General features: G+C 76.3%; 16 protein-coding genes and 1 pseudogene. 6 read left to right on the forward strand and 11 right to left on the reverse strand.

All coding sequences use genetic code 11. From position 1 onward, the window contains the following. The 5 genes and pseudogenes from ACT7CP_RS10100 to ACT7CP_RS10120 form a co-directional block, all read right to left on the reverse strand. Complete coding sequence (locus ACT7CP_RS10100) at positions 1 to 132, reverse strand: hypothetical protein (RefSeq protein WP_413962654.1); 132 nt, start codon at positions 130 to 132, stop codon at positions 1 to 3. Beyond that, positions 132 to 743, reverse strand: a complete 612-nt coding sequence (locus ACT7CP_RS10105; protein WP_445442107.1) for a nucleotidyltransferase family protein — start codon at positions 741 to 743, stop codon at positions 132 to 134. The genes ACT7CP_RS10100 and ACT7CP_RS10105 overlap by 1 nt, the downstream gene beginning before the upstream one ends. 123 nt (positions 744 to 866) lie before the next feature. After that, positions 867 to 1,235 carry a hypothetical protein gene (locus ACT7CP_RS10110; protein ID WP_445442108.1) on the reverse strand — a complete coding sequence of 123 codons (369 nt, stop codon included), beginning with the start codon at positions 1,233 to 1,235 and terminating at the stop codon, positions 867 to 869. A 43-nt stretch (positions 1,236 to 1,278) separates the two neighbouring features. Next, the gene (uraH, locus tag ACT7CP_RS10115) at positions 1,279 to 1,662 is read right to left on the reverse strand and encodes a hydroxyisourate hydrolase (RefSeq protein WP_445443979.1); all 384 of its coding nucleotides are present in this window, start codon (positions 1,660 to 1,662) and stop codon (positions 1,279 to 1,281) included. 117 nt (positions 1,663 to 1,779) lie between these two features. Beyond that, positions 1,780 to 2,322, reverse strand: a pseudogene (locus tag ACT7CP_RS10120) (2-oxo-4-hydroxy-4-carboxy-5-ureidoimidazoline decarboxylase); the annotation flags it as partial. A gap of 20 nt (positions 2,323 to 2,342) precedes the next feature. On the opposite strand from ACT7CP_RS10120, the gene ACT7CP_RS10125 reads away from it, so the two are divergent. Beyond that, positions 2,343 to 2,969 (forward strand): nucleotidyltransferase family protein, encoded by a 627-nt coding sequence (locus ACT7CP_RS10125; RefSeq protein WP_445442109.1) that lies wholly within the window; start codon positions 2,343 to 2,345, stop codon positions 2,967 to 2,969. 48 nt (positions 2,970 to 3,017) lie between these two features. Here ACT7CP_RS10125 and ACT7CP_RS10130 read toward each other — a convergent pair whose 3' ends face one another. The 6 genes from ACT7CP_RS10130 to ACT7CP_RS10155 form a co-directional block, all read right to left on the reverse strand. Further along, on the reverse strand, positions 3,018 to 3,614 hold the full coding sequence (locus ACT7CP_RS10130; protein WP_445442110.1) for an iron-sulfur cluster assembly scaffold protein: 597 nt from the start codon (positions 3,612 to 3,614) through the stop codon (positions 3,018 to 3,020). Further along, on the reverse strand, positions 3,611 to 4,885 hold the full coding sequence (locus tag ACT7CP_RS10135) for an allantoate amidohydrolase (protein WP_445442111.1): 1,275 nt from the start codon (positions 4,883 to 4,885) through the stop codon (positions 3,611 to 3,613). The genes ACT7CP_RS10130 and ACT7CP_RS10135 overlap by 4 nt, the downstream gene beginning before the upstream one ends. Next, positions 4,882 to 6,111 (reverse strand): pyridoxal-phosphate-dependent aminotransferase family protein, encoded by a 1,230-nt coding sequence (locus ACT7CP_RS10140; protein WP_445442112.1) that lies wholly within the window; start codon positions 6,109 to 6,111, stop codon positions 4,882 to 4,884. The genes ACT7CP_RS10135 and ACT7CP_RS10140 overlap by 4 nt, the downstream gene beginning before the upstream one ends. After that, complete coding sequence (locus ACT7CP_RS10145; RefSeq protein ID WP_445442113.1) at positions 6,108 to 7,874, reverse strand: AtzH-like domain-containing protein; 1,767 nt, start codon at positions 7,872 to 7,874, stop codon at positions 6,108 to 6,110. Before ACT7CP_RS10145 ends, ACT7CP_RS10140 begins: the two co-directional genes overlap by 4 nt. Positions 7,875 to 7,879: 5 nt before the next feature. Next, a complete protein-coding gene (locus ACT7CP_RS10150; RefSeq protein ID WP_445442114.1) occupies positions 7,880 to 8,944 on the reverse strand; it encodes an acetamidase/formamidase family protein in 1,065 nt (354 codons plus the stop codon). Positions 8,945 to 9,089: 145 nt separating this feature from the next. Then, positions 9,090 to 10,901, reverse strand: coding sequence for a gamma-glutamyltransferase family protein (locus ACT7CP_RS10155; protein WP_445442115.1), 1,812 nt, complete (start codon positions 10,899 to 10,901; stop codon positions 9,090 to 9,092). A gap of 104 nt (positions 10,902 to 11,005) precedes the next feature. Here ACT7CP_RS10155 and ACT7CP_RS10160 point away from each other — a divergent pair, with 104 nt between their 5' ends. From ACT7CP_RS10160 to ACT7CP_RS10180, 5 genes are all read left to right on the forward strand, one after another. Beyond that, positions 11,006 to 12,445 carry an MFS transporter gene (locus tag ACT7CP_RS10160; protein WP_413962644.1) on the forward strand — a complete coding sequence of 480 codons (1,440 nt, stop codon included), beginning with the start codon at positions 11,006 to 11,008 and terminating at the stop codon, positions 12,443 to 12,445. A gap of 106 nt (positions 12,446 to 12,551) precedes the next feature. Continuing rightward, positions 12,552 to 13,580, forward strand: a complete 1,029-nt coding sequence (locus tag ACT7CP_RS10165; RefSeq protein ID WP_413963360.1) for an LLM class flavin-dependent oxidoreductase — start codon at positions 12,552 to 12,554, stop codon at positions 13,578 to 13,580. 115 nt (positions 13,581 to 13,695) lie between these two features. Continuing rightward, positions 13,696 to 14,490, forward strand: a complete 795-nt coding sequence (locus ACT7CP_RS10170; RefSeq protein ID WP_445442116.1) for an SGNH/GDSL hydrolase family protein — start codon at positions 13,696 to 13,698, stop codon at positions 14,488 to 14,490. Further along, positions 14,487 to 15,179 (forward strand): NAD(P)H-hydrate epimerase, encoded by a 693-nt coding sequence (locus ACT7CP_RS10175; protein WP_445442117.1) that lies wholly within the window; start codon positions 14,487 to 14,489, stop codon positions 15,177 to 15,179. Before ACT7CP_RS10170 ends, ACT7CP_RS10175 begins: the two co-directional genes overlap by 4 nt. Before the next feature lie 154 nt (positions 15,180 to 15,333). Further along, a complete protein-coding gene (locus ACT7CP_RS10180) occupies positions 15,334 to 15,630 on the forward strand; it encodes a hypothetical protein (protein WP_445442118.1) in 297 nt (98 codons plus the stop codon). The last annotated feature ends 91 nt before the right edge of the window (positions 15,631 to 15,721 follow it).

Raw genomic sequence — 15,721 nt, forward strand, 5'->3', positions numbered from 1 at the left:
TCACATCGGCCGGGTGAGCACGGCCTCCATCGCCTGGACGAGCCGCTCCGCCCACACCAGGGAGCGCGTGGCCACCTCCGAGCTCGTGGTCGCGGGGCTGTACTGCGTCGGACGCGTGCGGACACCGGCCATCAGGCGGCGCCGATCAGCCGCGTCAGGTCCTCGCCGGCCAGCGTCCGCGACTCCTCGCGCCAGGACAGGACCAGGGGATCGTCGTCCCGCGCCATCTCACGGAGCCGGGCTCGCGACACCTCGATGACCTGCACGGCGTTGCCGGTGAGCCGCTCGACCGTGCCCGTGAGGTCATCACGCAGGCGTTCGACCTCGTCGGCGTCCATGTCGTCCGCGGCCACCAGCACCAGGTCGATGTCGCTGTCCGCGTGGGAGTCGCCCCGGGCCACGGAGCCGTACACCGCGACGGTGGCCCTGCCGTCCGTCCGTTTTCGCACCAGGTCGGCGATCGCGTGCTCGAGACGCGCCGGCGAGGCCAGGATCCGCTCGATCGGCTCCCAGAGGACGTGCGCCCGGTTGATTGAGAAGAGGGTCGCGTGGGCACTCGCCTCGCCGTGCACGAGGCCGACGGCCGCCCACCTGCCCAGGGCCCGCCGAGCGGAGGACTGGTTGCGGCCGGACAGCCGCGCGACCTCCCGCCCCGAGACGGCCCGTCCCTGCGCGGCGAGCACACGGAGGACCGCCGCGTCCGCGTCGCCGAAGAGGTCGGCCCCGACATCGCTGATCTGCATGCGTCCCCTCATCCTGCGCAGCGCGATTGCCGCACTCCGATGCAATCATGCATCACTTGAGCCAGATGTGGTTCACCTTCCCAGGGACACCTGGCGGCCCGTGAGCCGGTGCGAGGAGGCGCCTCAGCCGTGGACGAGCGCCGAGGACGGCACGCGGTCGCGCTGGCGGACGGCGGCCGAGACGAGACCCGCCACGCCCGCGATGAGGCCCACGACGAAGGTCGCGACGGCGCCGAGGATGCCCATGAGGACGATGCCGAACGTGCCGCTGCCGTCGTCGGCGTAGCCCGCGCCGTCGCGCGCCGCCCAGGTGGCGAGCACCGCGAGGCCGAGGGCGAGGACCAGCGCGACGACCGTGCACCCGACCAGGTACCAGCCCCACCCGGCCCCGCGCGAACGGGCGACGGCGAGGATCACGGCCACGAGGATCGCGAGCACGGGCACGCCGAGGGACAGGGTGAGGGCGAGCGCGAACGCGGTGTCGGGATCCATGCCTCGACCCTAGGCGCGGCGGCCGTGGAGGGCGAGGGGGCGGTCAGCTGCCGCGGTAGGTCGAGTAGCCGAACGGGCTGAGGAGGAGCGGCACGTGGTGGTGGGCGGACCGGTCCTCGACCTCGAACACGATGACGACCTCGGGGTAGAAGGTCGCGCGGCCCCGGGCGGCGGACCACGCGCCCGTGTCGAAGGCGATGCGCCAGCGGCCTGCCGGCACGTCGTCGGGCCCGAGGCGGGCGACGCGACCGTCGGCGTCCGTGGTGCCCGTGGCGACCGGGATCCAGGCGCCCTCCGCGTCCCGGCGCTCGAGCGCGACGGGCACGCCCTCGGCCGGGCGGCCGGCGACCGCGTCGAGGACGTGGGTCGTGATGCGGCTGCGCGCGGCGGCGGGGGCGGGCGCGGCGGCCGGCGTCGTCGCCGCCAGTGCCGGTGCCGGTGCCGGTGCTGCTGCCGGTGCCGGTGCCGGTGCCGGTGCTGCCGCGGCCGCCGACGCGTCGCCGAGCGCGGGCGCGGGCTCCCCCGTCGCCGCGGCGAGCCGCAGCAGCGCGATGTCGCGGAGCTCCGACGCGACGATGCGCGTCTCCTCCTCCGCGGGCAGGGTGATCCGCCGCTCGAGCTCGGCGAGGATCTCCGCGCGCGTGCGTCCGGCGGCGCGGATGAGGAACACGCGCCCGGTCCGCTCCTCGTAGCGCGCGTTCCCGTCGGCGAGGCGGGCGGCGAGCTCCGCGTCGTCGGCGTCCGCGGACGCCTGCTCGCGGCGGGAGAACGCGGCCGACCGGCTCTCGCCGCGCGGGCGCTCGCCGATGCGCGGGTGGGTGGACATCGCCTCGTCGACCTCGGCGTCGTCGAGCACCGCGGCCTCCCGGAACGCCGCGAGGAGCGCGGCGCCGTCGGCGAACGGCGCGCGGGCCGCGACCTCGTCGGCCACGCGCGCCACGTGCAGGCACGCCAGCAGCAGCTCGCGGAGCTCGGCGGGCGACGACGGCACGGCGGGCGGACGGGGGTCGGATGCGGGGTCGGACGACGTCATGGCTCTCCCGGGATCGCGGCGGTCGTGCCATCCAAGCACGCGGGGGCGGCGCATCCGGCTCCTAGCATGGGCGCATGGCGGAGACGACGGACGGGCGACCCGACCCCGCCGCCCCGCGCATCGCCGGCCTCGTGCTCGCCGCCGGCGCGGGCTCCCGGTTCGGCGGCCCGAAGGCCCTCGCCGCGCACGCGGACGGCACGCCGTGGCTCGTCACCGCGATCCGGGCGCTCGCCGGCGCCGGCTGCTCCCCCGTTCTGGTCGTGCTCGGCGCGCGCGGCGACGAGGCCGAGGCGGTGCTCACGTCCGCGGCGGGCCTCGGGGACGTGCGCGCGCTGCGCGCCGACGACTGGGCGACGGGCCTCTCGGCGTCGCTCCGCGCGGGGCTGCGCGCGGCCGGCGCGCTGGATCCGCCACCCCTTGCGCTCGCGGTCGCCCCCGTGGACGTGCCCGACCTCGACGCGGCGACCGTGCGTCGCGTCGTCGACGCCGGTCCCGTCGACCCGTCGACGCTCCGACAGGCCGTCTTCCACGGGCGCCCCGGGCATCCGGCGCTCCTCGGTCGCGCCCACTGGGACGCGCTGGCCGCGGGCGCGCACGGCGACGCCGGGGCGCGCGGCTACCTCACGGAGCACGGGGCGTTCCTCGTGGAGGCGGCGGACCTCACGACGGGCACGGACGTGGACGTCGACCCGCGGCGGTGACCCGCCGCGCTGACCCGCCGCGCTGAGGCGCGCGCTCCCGGCACGGGCTCACCCGGGGGATCCCGCGCGTCCTCCCGCGCTCGCGCCGCCGTCGGCCACCGCCTCCTCGAGCGCGTGCCAGGCGAGCAGGGCGCAGGTGCCGCGGAGGGGGTAGCGGCCGGAGTCCGCGAGGGCGAAGGCGTCGCCGAGGCGCTCGTCGGCGCCGGGGCGGATCTCCTGCGCGCGGATCACCGCCCGCAGCTCGGCGACGAGCGCGACGGCCTCCGCGGCGGTCCGGCCCTCGACGACCTCGGCGAGCATCGACGCGGACGCCTGCGAGACCGTGCAGCCGCGACCGTGCCAGCGCACCCGGAGGCGGCGGGCCGGATCGACGGGACCGGCGTCCTCCGCGCGGGCGGGGCCGTCGCCCGGATCGGCCGCGAGGATCCGGAGGTCGACGACGTCGCCGCAGGTCGCGTTGCGCTGCTCGGAGGAGCCGAGCACCTCGCCCGCGTCGTCGACCGTCGCGCCGGGCTCGGCCACGAGCCGCCCCGGCGCGGACGCCGCCCGCAGCGCGCCGTCGCTCCCGTGCCGTCGCCGGGCGTGGTCCGCGATGATGGCCGACGCGATCTGCCGGTCGAGCGTCGGGGGCACGGCGTCGGTCATCGCGCGCCCCGGTCGTCGAGCACGTGGACGACGGCGGCCTCGAGCGCGTCGAGCATCGCCTGGACGTCGGGCTCGGTCACGGACTCGTCGGGGTGGTGGCTGACGCCGCCGGCGCAGCGCACGAAGAGCATGCCCATCGGGGTCACGTCGGCGACCGCCATCGCGTCGTGGCCGGCGCGCGAGAACAGGGCGAGCGGATCCGCGTCGCCGGTGGAGCGGACGCCGTGCGCGACCGCGTCGCGCAGCCGGTCGTCGCAGCGGGCGGCGGGAGCGCGGTGCGTGTCGTGCGCATCCCAGGAGAGGCCGCGCGCGATGCAGATGCGGTCGACCTCGGCGGCGACGAGGTCCCACACGCGGTCGCGGTCGTCGTCGTGCTCGGCGCGGAGGTCGACGCTGAGCTCGACCTCGCCCGCGATCACGTTGACGGCGCCGGGCGCCACGGTGAGCTGGCCGACCGTGGCGATGAGGCCCTCGGCGCGGACGATCCGCTCGATCGCGAGCACCACCTCGCTCGCGCCGGCGAGCGCGTCCCGGCGGCGGGCGAACGGCGTGCCCGCGTGGCCGGCGTGCCCGTGCACCCGGACGACGAGGCGCCGGGCGGCCGCGATCGACGTCACGACCCCCAGCGCGCGGTCGGCCTCCTCGAGGTACGGGCCCTGCTCGATGTGGGCCTCGAGGTAGCCGACCAGCTCCTCGGGCCGCCGGGCCGCGTCGCCCACGCGGGCGGGGTCGAGGCCCGCGGCGGCGAAGGCGTCGCGGAGGGCGACGCCGTCGCGGTCGACGAGGTCCCACCAGGCGTCGTCCCAGGATCCGGCCAGCGCCCGGCTGCCGAGGAGCGCGCGGCCGAAGCGGGTGCCCTCCTCGTCGGCGAACGCGACCACCTCGAGGGCGACGGGGAGCGGGCGGCCGGACGCGCGGATCCGGTCGACGACCGCGACGGCACCGAGCACGCCGAGGATGCCGTCGTAGCGGCCGGCGGCGGGCACGGTGTCGAGGTGCGATCCGATCAGCAGCGCGGGCAGCCCGGGCGTCGCGCCCTCCAGGCGGCCGCAGCGGTTGCCGGCGGCGTCGCGCCAGGTCGTCATGCCGGCCTCGCGCATCCACCCGGCCGCGATCGCGTCGACGGCGGCCTGCTCCGGCGACAGGTACACGCGCTCGATGAGGCCGTCGTCGCGCGAGGTGTGCCGGGCGAGCTCGTCGCAGCGCGCCAGCACGACGGCGGCCGTGGCTCGGTCCGCTGCGGAAGCGTGCGCGGCGGGATCGGTGGTCACGCGCGCTCCTCGTCGGCGTACGCGTCGTACGCCGCGCCCACCCCGCCGCCCGGGGTGACGGGGGCGCCCGCCCGGCGGAGCACCTGCTCGAGCGCGGCGAGCGTCGTGAGCACGGTGTCCTTCCGGGCGTTGTACCCCATCGTCCCGATGCGCCAGACGCGGCCGTGCAGCGGGCCGAAGGACGTGCCGATCTCGATGCCGAAGTCAGCGAGCAGGGCGCCGCGCACGCCGTCGCCGTCGACGCCGTCCGGGATCTCCACGGCGACGACGTTGTTCATCCGGTGCGCGAGGTCCCCGAAGGTGCGGAGGCCGAGGCCCTGGACGCCCGCGAGCATCGCCCGGCCGTGCAGGCGGTGCCGCTCGACGGCGGCGTCCATGCCCTCGGCGACGAGGAGGCGCGCGCACTCGCGGGCGCCGTAGAGCATGGTCGTGGCCTCCGTGTGGTGGTTGAGGCGGCGCGGACCCCAGTAGTCGAAGATCATCGCGAGGTCGAGGTAGTTCGAGCGGATGCGGTCCTCGCGCACCGGGTCGCCCTCGGCCCGGATCCCCGCCTCCACGCTGCTGCGCGCGCGGATGACCGCCTCGGCGCGGGGCGAGAACGTGGCGGGCGCGGAGCCGCTCGGCCCGGCCAGGCACTTCTGCAGGCCCGCGGTGACGGCGTCGAGGCCCCACGCGTCGGTCTCGACCGCGTTGCCGGCGAGGGACGCGGTGACGTCGGTGTAGAGGAGCACGCCGTGCTCGCGGCAGATCGCGCCGAGCTCGTCGAGGGGCTGCGCCATGGTCGTCGAGGTGTCGCCGTGCACGACCGCGAGGAGCTTCGGCCGGATCCGGACGATCGCCTCCTCGATGGCCTCCGGCGCGAAGACCTCGCCCCACGGCACCTCGATGGTGTGGACCTCGGCGCCGGCCCGCTCGCAGATCTCGCGCAGCAGGTGCCCGAAGCGGCCGAAGACCGGGACGAGCACGCGGTCGCCGGGTTCGAGCAGGGAGACCAGCGCGGCCTCGATCCCCGCCCGCGAGGTGCCGTCGACGAGGAGCGTCTGCTCGTTGCGGGTGCGGAACACGCCGCGGTACAGCTCCATCGTCTCGTTCATCGTGGCCGTCATCCACGGGTCGTACTGGCCGACGAGCTGGGCCGACATCGCGCGCAGCACGCGGGGATCGGCGTCGATGGGGCCGGGGCCCATGAGCAGGCGCGCGGGCGGGTCGATCGGGAGGTGCGTCATGCGGGGCCCGTCTGGTCGGGGGCGGATGGGGCGGAGTCGGATGGGGCGGGGGCGGATGGGGCGGGGGCGGCGGGTGCGCGGGAGGCCTCCCGGGCGGCGGCCCAGGAGGCGGCGAGGTCGATGAGCCGCAGCTCGGACCCGGGCGGGCCGACGAGGCAGAGGCCGACGGGCTCGGAGGCCGGTCCGACGGCGGGCGCGGTGGCGTCGCCGAGCGGCGGCCGCGCGGGGACCTCGAGCAGCGGCGCCGAGAGGGCCGGCCGCCCGAGCACGCCGGCGAGCGACGTGAGCGCGAGCGTGGCCGTGCGTGCCGCGTCGACGGCCGCCGCGTCACCGCGACGGTCGGGGGCGGGCGACGAGGTGGAGGGCAGCAGCAGGATCCGGTCCCCGAGCACGCGCTCGAGCGCGGCCCGGCGCTCGGCGAGGCGCTGGCGGGCGGCGCGCTCGTCGGCGGGACCGACGGTGCGCGCGTACGCGAAGCGGGCCGCGACGTCCTCGCCGAGGGATCCGGGGTGCGCCGCCACGAAGTCCCCGTGCGCCCGCCAGGCCTCGGCGGCCTGCACCACGCGGAGGTCCGCTGCGATCCCCGGGAGGTCGTCGAGGTCGTCGAGCCCGACGACCTCGACGGGCGCGATCGCGCAGGAGGCCTCCAGCGCGGAGACGAGCGCGGTGAACGCGTCGCGCACGGCGTCGTCGCAGGCGCGCAGCAGGGCGGTCGCGACGACCAGCCCCGGCGCCGCGGACGACGACGCCGCGGCGGGACCCTCCGAGGACGCGGCGCCCTCCCCGAGCGTCGCCGCCGCCGCGCGCCGCAGCACCTCGGGCGAGCGGGCGATCCAGCCGACGGTGTCGAAGGTGGGCGCGAGCGGCAGCACGCCCTCGACGGGCACGGCGCCGTGGGTCGGCCGGAGCCCCCAGAGGCCCTGGTAGGAGGCGGGCACGCGGATGCTGCCCGCGGTGTCCGTGCCGAGCGCGAGGTCGGCGTGGCCCAGCGCGACGGCGGCGGCGGGACCGCTCGTGGATCCGCCCGGAAGCCCTCTCGGCACCCGCGGGTTCGGCGGCGTGCCCGTGTGCGCGTTGCGTCCGGCGACGCTGTACGCCAGCTCGTCCGTGCGCGCGATGCCGCGGACGGAGGCCCCCGCGTCGAGGAGCGCGCGGAGGGCGGGGGCCGTGCGGACGGCGGGCCGGGCGCCGGCGAGGAACGCGGGGTTCCCCGCGCCCATCGCGTGCCCCTGCACCTCGACGACGTCCTTGACGGCGACGCGCACGCCGGCGAGCGGCAGGGGGGATCCGTCGGCGGCCGGTGATGCGGCACCGGGCACGAGCGGGTCGCCGAGGACGCGCCAGACGCTCGGGTCGAACGCGGGCGCCGGTCCCTGGACGTGCGCGGCGAGGATCCGCCAGCCGCCGTCCGCCCGGGACCACACCTGCGTCACGAGGCCCGCGCCGCCGGCATCGGGTGCGGTCACGCTCATGACCAGCGCGAGGTCGGGGCCGAGCTCGCGGACCTGCACCTCGGCGAGGGCGCGCGCCGGGGCACCGCCGCGGGATCCGCGGAAGGCCGTGATGGCGTCGTGTCCGGCGAGCAGCCCGGCGGCGTCCCCGCGGAGGGCGTCGGGGCCGGGCGCGAAGGCCGCGGCGAGCGCGGGCACGTCGTCGGCGGCGAGCGCCCGCTCGTACGCGCGCACGGCGTCCAGCAGGCCGGCGGGCGCGGATCCGCCGGACGGCCGCGTCGCCGCCCGCTCGCCGCCGCTCACGCCGCTCACGCCGCTCACGCGAAGTCCGACTTCCGAATGGTCGCGTGCGCGCCCTGCACGATGTCGACGACCTGCGAGATGCGCACGTCGACGGCCGCGCTGAGGTACGCGTAGGCGAGCGCGGGATCCATGCCGTAGCGGGCGCCCAGCAGGTCGACGGCCGCGCGCACGCAGTCGCGCACCGCCTCGTCGAGGTCCTCGTCCTGGCCGGTGGGCACGAGCAGGTCGTCGGTCTCCACGAGCGGGCCGCGGATCGCCCCGTAGAGCCGCCGGGCCTCCTCGGCGGGCACCACGTCGAGCCGGACGGTCGCGCGGAGCGACGCCTCCATGGCCGTGAGCGCGACCTCGCCGTCGCCCTGGGCGAAGTGCGGGTCGCCCACGTAGGCCAGCGCGCCGTCCACCTGCACCGGCAGCAGCAGGGAGGCGCCGGCCGTGAGGAGCGCGATGTCGATGTTGCCGCCGTGCGGGCCGGGCGGGACGGAGTGCGCGCGGGTGGTGCCCGCGGTGGCGACGCCCATGATCCCGAGGAAGGGCCGCAGCGGGAAGCGGACGTCGTGCGGGCCGCCCCACGTGCGCGGGAGCGTGCCGTGCTCGCCGTCGACGCGCGCGAACACGCTGACGGTGCCGGGGGTGGCCGGGTGCTCGCCGCGCAGGGACCCGCGGCCGTGCCGGCTGGAGATGACGCCGTAGGGCACGCGCGGGAGGGTCTCGACGACGGTCATCCGCAGGAGGTCGCCGACGCGGGCACCGCGCACCCGCACGGGACCCGTGATCACGTGCGGCCCGTCGGTCGCACCGCGCGTGCGCTCCCGCGTGAGCGCCACGGCGTCGTCGAGCACCAGCTCGCGCGGCACGCCGTGGGCGCCGAAGAACGCGACGGGATCCGACCCCTGGTCGTCGAGCACGCCCTCGTGGCTGAGCGTGTCGAAGGTCACGAGCGCTCCCGTGTCGACCTCGAGGACGGGCGCGTCGGCGGCGCACGGGAGGCGGCCCCACAGCACGTTGCCGCCCGTCGCCGGGAGGTAGTGGTCGCCGCGCAGGGCGCCCCGACCGGGCTGGAGGATCTCGTCGGGTCTCATGCGCCTCGCGGTGCTCGGGCCGACGGCTCCGGCGGAGCGGACCCGTCGGCGGGGTCGCCGTCAGTGTTGACGTGATCTACATTATGGGCCCGCGCCCGGATCCTGTCACCGACCGATCCGCCCGCCGTGGTCCCGTCCGCCCGGCTCAGCGCCCGACCGCGTACCCCTGCGCCCCGCGCGGGTTCGCGGCGGCGCCGAGCAGGCCGGTCGCGGGATCGCGCGTGACCGCCGACAGCCGCCCGAGCGTCCAGTCGCCGACGACCTCCACCTCGTGCCCGCGCGCGCGGAGGTCGGCGATCACGTCGTCGCCCACGCGCCCCTCCACCACGAGGCCGCCGGGCGTCCAGGTGCGGGGCCAGAAGGATCCGGGGACGCTCGTCGTGTGGAACGTCGGCGCGTCCACGGCCTCCTGCGGGGAGAAGCCGCCGACGATCGTGCGCAGGAGGTACGGCAGCTGCCACTGGTCCTGCTGGTCACCGCCGGGCGAGCCGAGCGCCTCCACCGGCTCGCCGTCGCGGGTGAGGAGCGTGGGCGTCAGCGTCGTGCGCGGTCGGCGCCCGGGCACGAGCGACGACGGGCCGCCCGGCTCGAGCCACGTCATCTGCAGGCGCGTGCCGAGGCAGAAGCCGAGCGCGGGGATGAACGGGGACGACTGGAGCCAGCCGCCGGAGGGCGTGGCGGAGATCATGTTGCCGAAGCGGTCGACGACGTCGAGGTGGCACGTGTCGCCGCGCGTCTCGCCCGCGCGGGAGACGGTCGGCTCGCCCGTGCCGCCGGCGGACGCGGGCGCGTCGCCCTCGACCACGAGCGGCGGCAGGAAGGGCTCGACGCCGTCGACGCGTCCGGGCCGCAGCTCGTGCGAGGCCTCGTCCGCTATCAGGGCGCGGCGCCCGGCCGCGTACTCCGCCGACAGCAGCACGTCGAGGGGCGCGCCGCCCGGGACGGCGTCGCCGTAGTACGCCTCGCGGTCGGCGAGGGCGAGCTTCTGCGCCTCGATGATGCGGTGGATCCCCGCGGCCGTCGCCGGGTCGATCTCGTCGTCCGTGAAGCCGTCGAGGATCATCAGGGCCTGCAGCAGCGCCGGGCCCTGGCCCCACGCGTCGGTCTTCCAGATCCGCAGCCCGCGGAACCCGATCGACACCGGGTCCTCCCACGACGCGCGCGAGGACGCGAGGTCCTCCGCCGTGAGGAGGCCGGCGTGGTCGGCGCCCGTGGAGTGCCGGTGCGGCTCCCGCGCGCTCGCGACCATCTCCTCGGCCACGAAGCCCTCGGCCCAGACCGTGCGGGCCGCCTCGATGCGGTCCTCGCGCGTCGCGTCCGGCCCCGCGGCGGCCGACGCCTCGGCGAGGATCCGCTCCAGGGACGCCGCCCACGCCGGGTTCATGACGAGCGAGTCGGCGACCGGGGCCTCGCCGCCGGGCATCCAGAACGCGGCGGACGCGGTCCAGTGCTCGCGGAAGAGGTCGGCGACGCTCGCGATGGTGCGGCTCACGCGCTCGAGCATCGGGTGCCCGTCCCGGGCGTATCCGATGGCGAACGCCCACACGTCGGCGAGCTCCCATGTGCCGTGGTCGCGCAGCAGCAGGAGCCAGGCGTCGACCGCGGCGGGCACGGCGGCCGCGAGCGCACCCGCGCCGGGCACGCGGTCGAGCCCCTCCTCCCGGAAGCGCTCGGGGGTCGCGGCGGCGGGCGCGGATCCCTGCCCCATGAGCAGCTTCGGCGCGTCCTCCCCCGCGACGTGCACCACGGCGGTCATGTCCCCGCCCGGCCCGTTGAGGTGCGGCTCGACCACGTGCAGCACGAAGGCGCTCGCGACGGCGGCGTCGAACGCGTTGCCGCCGCGCTCGAGGACGGCCTGGCCGGTGCCGGACGCGAGCCAGTGCGTGGAGGCGCTCATGCCGAACGTGCCGCGGAGCGTGGGGCGGGTGGTGAAGGCGTCGGGGGCGCGGAACGTCACGAGGGGGTCCTTCCGGTGGGATGCCCCCAGTCGACCACATGCGTTCCCCCGGTGCGGGAATGCGCCCGGCCCCGCCCCCGTTGACCGGACGACCCGGGAGGCACATGACTGACACCAGCGGCGTCGGATTCCGATCCGAGCGCGGCCCGATCCTCATCGCCCTGATGATGACGACGGGCCTCGTGGCAATCGACTCGACCATCCTCGCCACCGCGGTGCCGTCCATCGTGGCGGACCTCGGCGGCTTCGCCTCGTTCCCGTGGCTGTTCTCGATCTACCTGCTCGCGCAGGCCGTGTCGGTGCCGCTCTACGCGAAGCTCGCCGACACCGTGGGCCGGAAGCCCATCATCCTCATCGGCATCGGCCTCTTCCTCGTGGGATCCGTGCTGTGCGGGTTCGCCTGGAGCATGCCCGCGCTCATCGCGGCCAGGGCGATCCAGGGTCTCGGCGCCGGCGCCGTGCAGCCCATGGCGATCACGATCGCGGGCGACATCTACACGGTCGCCGAGCGCGCGAAGACGCAGGGCTACCTCGCGAGCGTGTGGGCGGTCTCCAGCGTGGTCGGCCCGACGCTCGGCGGCGTCTTCTCCGAGTTCACGAGCTGGCGCTGGATCTTCTTCGTCAACGTGCCGCTCTGCCTCGTCGCCGGCTGGATGATCGTCCGCCGCTTCCACGAGTCCATCGAGCGCACGCGCCACCGCGTCGACTACGCCGGGGCCGCGCTCCTCACGGTCGGCCTCAGCCTGCTGATCCTCGCGGTGCTGGAGGGCGGCCAGGCGTGGGCGTGGGACTCCCTGCCGAGCATCGGCGCGTTCGGCGTCGGCGCCGTGCTGATCGTCGCGTTCCTCCTCGTGGAGCGCCGGGCCGCCGAGCCCGTCCTGCCGCTCTGGGTCTTCTCGCGGCGCCTCCTGCTCACCACCACGCTCGTCTCGCTCGGCGTCGGCGCGATCCTCATCGGCCTCACGTCCTACGTGCCCACGTACCTGGAGGGGTCGATCGGCGTCACGCCGCTCGTCTCGGGCCTCGCGCTCGCGGCGCTCACGATCGGCTGGCCGATCTCCGCGTCGCTCTCGGGCCGCCTGTACCTCCGCATCGGGTTCCGCCGCACGGTGCTCATCGGCATGGCGCTCACCATCGTGGGCACCGGGTCCATCGCCTGGCTCGCGGCCACGCCGACCCTCGCGGGCATCGCCGTCGGCTGCTTCGTCGTGGGCCTCGGGCTCGGCCTCGTCGCGACGCCCAGCCTCATCGGCGCGCAGTCGAGCGTCGGCTGGGGCGAGCGGGGCGTCGTCACGGGCGCGAACCTGTTCGCGCGGTCCATCGGCAGCGCCGTCGGCGTGGCGGTGTTCGGGGCCATCGCGAACGCCATCTTCGCCGCCTCCGCGGGCGGGCAGCGGGATCCGGACGCCGTGATCGCCGCGTCGGGCGCCGTGTTCCTCGCGGTGGGCGTCTGCGCGCTCGCGACCGTCGTCGCGGGGCTGCTGATGCCGGAGTCCCGCGTCGAGGACACCGAGATCGCTCGCGCCGAGCCCGTCGTCGACTGATCCCGGTCGCCGCCCGCTCCCGTCCCGCCGATTCGCGGGAATGCCGGACGCGCCCCTACAGTTGACCCGAATGCATACGTTCGCATGGATCAGGAAGCAGGACAGCATGGCGCAGGAGATCGAGCTCGGACTGGACACGTTCGGCGACGTGACCGTGGGACCGGACGGCCGTGAGCTGCCCTACGCCCAGGTGATCCGCAACGTCGTCGCCGAGGGCGTGCTGGCCGACCAGGTCGGCATCGACTTCATCGGCCTCGGCGAGCACCACCGCGACGACTACGCGATCTCCTCCCCCGAGGTCGCGCTCGCCGCCATCGCCGCGAAGACGGAGCGCATCCGCCTCGGGAGCGCCGTCACGGTCCTCAGCTCCGACGACCCGGTGCGCGTCTTCCAGCGCTTCGCCACGCTCGACGCCGTCTCCGACGGCCGCGCCGAGGTCATCCTCGGTCGCGGCTCCTTCACCGAGTCCTTCCCCCTCTTCGGCTACGAGCTGAGCGACTACGAGCGCCTCTTCGAGGAGAAGCTGGGCCTGTTCGCCGAGCTGATCAAGGAGACGCCCGTCACCTGGAGCGGCACCACGCGCGCCTCCCTCACCGAGCACGACGTGTTCCCCAAGACCGTGAACGGCATCAGGACCTGGGTCGGCGTCGGCGGCAGCCCCGAGTCGGTCGTCCGCGCCGCGCGCCACGGCCTGCCCCTCATGCTCGCGATCATCGGCGGCGAGCCGCACCGCTTCGCCCCCTACGCCGACCTGTTCGCCCGCGCCCTCGACCAGCTCGAGCAGCCGCGCCTGCCCGTCGGGATCCACTCGCCCGGCTACGTCGGCGAGACCGACGCCGAGGCGCGCGAGGCCTTCTTCCCCGACTACCAGGTCATGCACGCGCGCATCGGCAAGGACCGCGGCTGGCCGCCGCTCGCCCGCGCCTCCTACGAGCAGGAGATCGAGCACGGCTCGCTGTACGTCGGATCCCCGGAGACCGTCGCCCGCAAGATCGCCGCGACCCTCAAGGCCGTGGGCGCCACGCGCTTCGACCTCAAGTACAGCGCGGGCCCGTTCTCGCACGAGCGCATGATGGGCGGGATCGAGCGCTACGGCACGATCGTGGCGCCCATGGTCCGCGACATCCTGGCCTGATCCGCCCGGCCGTCCTGCGAAGGCGGGGGCGCCCCTGGTGGAGGGCGCCCCCGCGCGCGGGATATCCTGCGAACGTCCCCGCTCGGGGGCATCGCGACGGACGGGACGGGCTGCGATGACCGGCGATCCGCCCACCTCCGCCGACCCGGGCCGCGACCACGAGCCCGTCCGCGACGCGTCGGGCTCCGGCGTGCTCTCCTCCGGTCCGCTCGCGTCGCTCCGCTCGGCCACCGTCGGCCGGCTGCAGTACCGCGTGCTCTACCGCGAGATGCGCCGTGCCACGTTCCCCCGCGACTCCCCCACCGGCTCGCTGCCCGGGCCGGATCCCTACGGCCTCGCGGTCGTCGGCGAGGGCACCGCGGTCGGCTACCAGACGGTGTCGCACGACCTCGGCGTCGCCGGGCAGGTCGCGCACAAGCTCTCCGTCCGCACCGGGCGCGGCGTCTTCTGGTCCGTCCAGTCGTTCCCCGACTTCACCGTGCGCTCCTGGCGCGCCGGCCTCGACGCGTTCCCCGCCTGGGCGAGCACCGACGTCGCCGTCCTCGCCCTCGGGATCGGCGACGCCATCCGCTTCACGCCGACCCCGCTCTGGGAGTCGCTGCTCGGGGCGTGCATCACGGAGATGCAGGCGCGCATGCCCGAGGGCGCGCTCGTGCTCGTGACCGAGGTCCCGCCGCTCGAGATCTCGCCGGTCACGCCGCCGCTCATCGCGGGTCCCGTGGGCCGCCACGCGGATGCGCTCAACCGCAGCACCCGACGCGTCGTCGAGCGCTTCGACCGCGCCGACAGCGTCCCGTTCCCGGCCTGGCGCATCCCGGAGTTCGCGGCCCCGAACCCCGAGGACACGCTCTACGGGCGCGTCTACCGGGCCTGGGCGGAGCTGCTGGTCGACCGGATCGCGCCGGCGTGAGCGCGCCCGGCTCCCTGGCCGACGGATACGCGGCCGCGGACATCCGCGCGGCCGAGGCGCCGCTCCTGGCGGCCGGGGCGCAGCTGATGCGCGTCGCCGCGGCCGGGCTCGCGCGGGAGTGCCGCGCCCTCGCGCCCGCCGGGGCCGTGCTCGTGCTCGTCGGCGCGGGCAACAACGGCGGCGACGCCCTGCTCGCCGCAGCCGAGCTCGCGCGCGAGGGACGTGAGGTGCGGGTGATCCGCACGGCCGACCGCATCCACGAGCACGGCGCCGCGCAGGCCGCTGCCGCGGGCATCGACGTCGCCGCCGCCGAGGAGTTGACCGATGACGAGGTGGCGGCGCTCGGCCGGGCGTCCGCGCTCGTCGTCGACGGGATCCTCGGCATCGGCACGACAGCCAGCCCGGCCCTCCGCGGCGAGGCCCGACGCGTCGTCGCCGCCCTGCTGCCCGTGGTCGCGGCCCCGGACGGGCCGCTCGTCGTCGCGTGCGACATCCCGAGCGGCGTCGGCTGCGACGACGGCGCCGTGCCGGATCCGACCGTGCTGCCCGCGGACGTCACGGTCACCTTCGGCGCGGGCAAGGCCGGCCTGCTGCGGGAGCCCGCCCGGTCGCTCGCGGGCCGCGTGGTGCTCGTGGACGTGGGGCTCGACCTCTCCGGGGCGACCCCGCGCGTCCGCGCCGACGCCTGACGACGCGCCCGGGACGTGCTTGTCCTCGACAACGCCGACTTCCGGTGACGCTCCCGCCCCGTCAGAGTCGGATCAGGCCGAACGGCCCGTCGAAGGGGGACGACACCATGCACGAACACGCCAGGACCCGCACCACCGGACGCGGGGGGACGGCATGACCGTCCCGCTCGCCCTCGCCATCGCGAACGCCGCGATCATGGCGATCGTCGCCCTCGCGGGGGCGCGCACCCCGCGGTGGATCCGCGCATCGTCGTGGTTGCTGCTCGCCGGATCGCTCGCCGTCGTCGCGCTGTACCTCGTCGACGACGCCCGGGGCCTGCCGGACTCGCTCCTCGCGATCGCGTCCCTGATCTCCACGTGCCTGAACGCGAGCGCCCTCGCGCCGCTGGTCATGCAGGGGATCCTGTCGCGCGCCGGACGACCGCGTCGCCGCGTGGCGCGCACGGAGTAGCCGCACCGGCCCGGGGGGCACACGCGCGGATGGCCGCATCGCCGAGGCGATGCGGCCATCCGTCGTCCGGGGCCCGGTCCTGGACCCGGGG

It is taken from the genome of Clavibacter rahimiani (genome assembly GCF_052654495.1).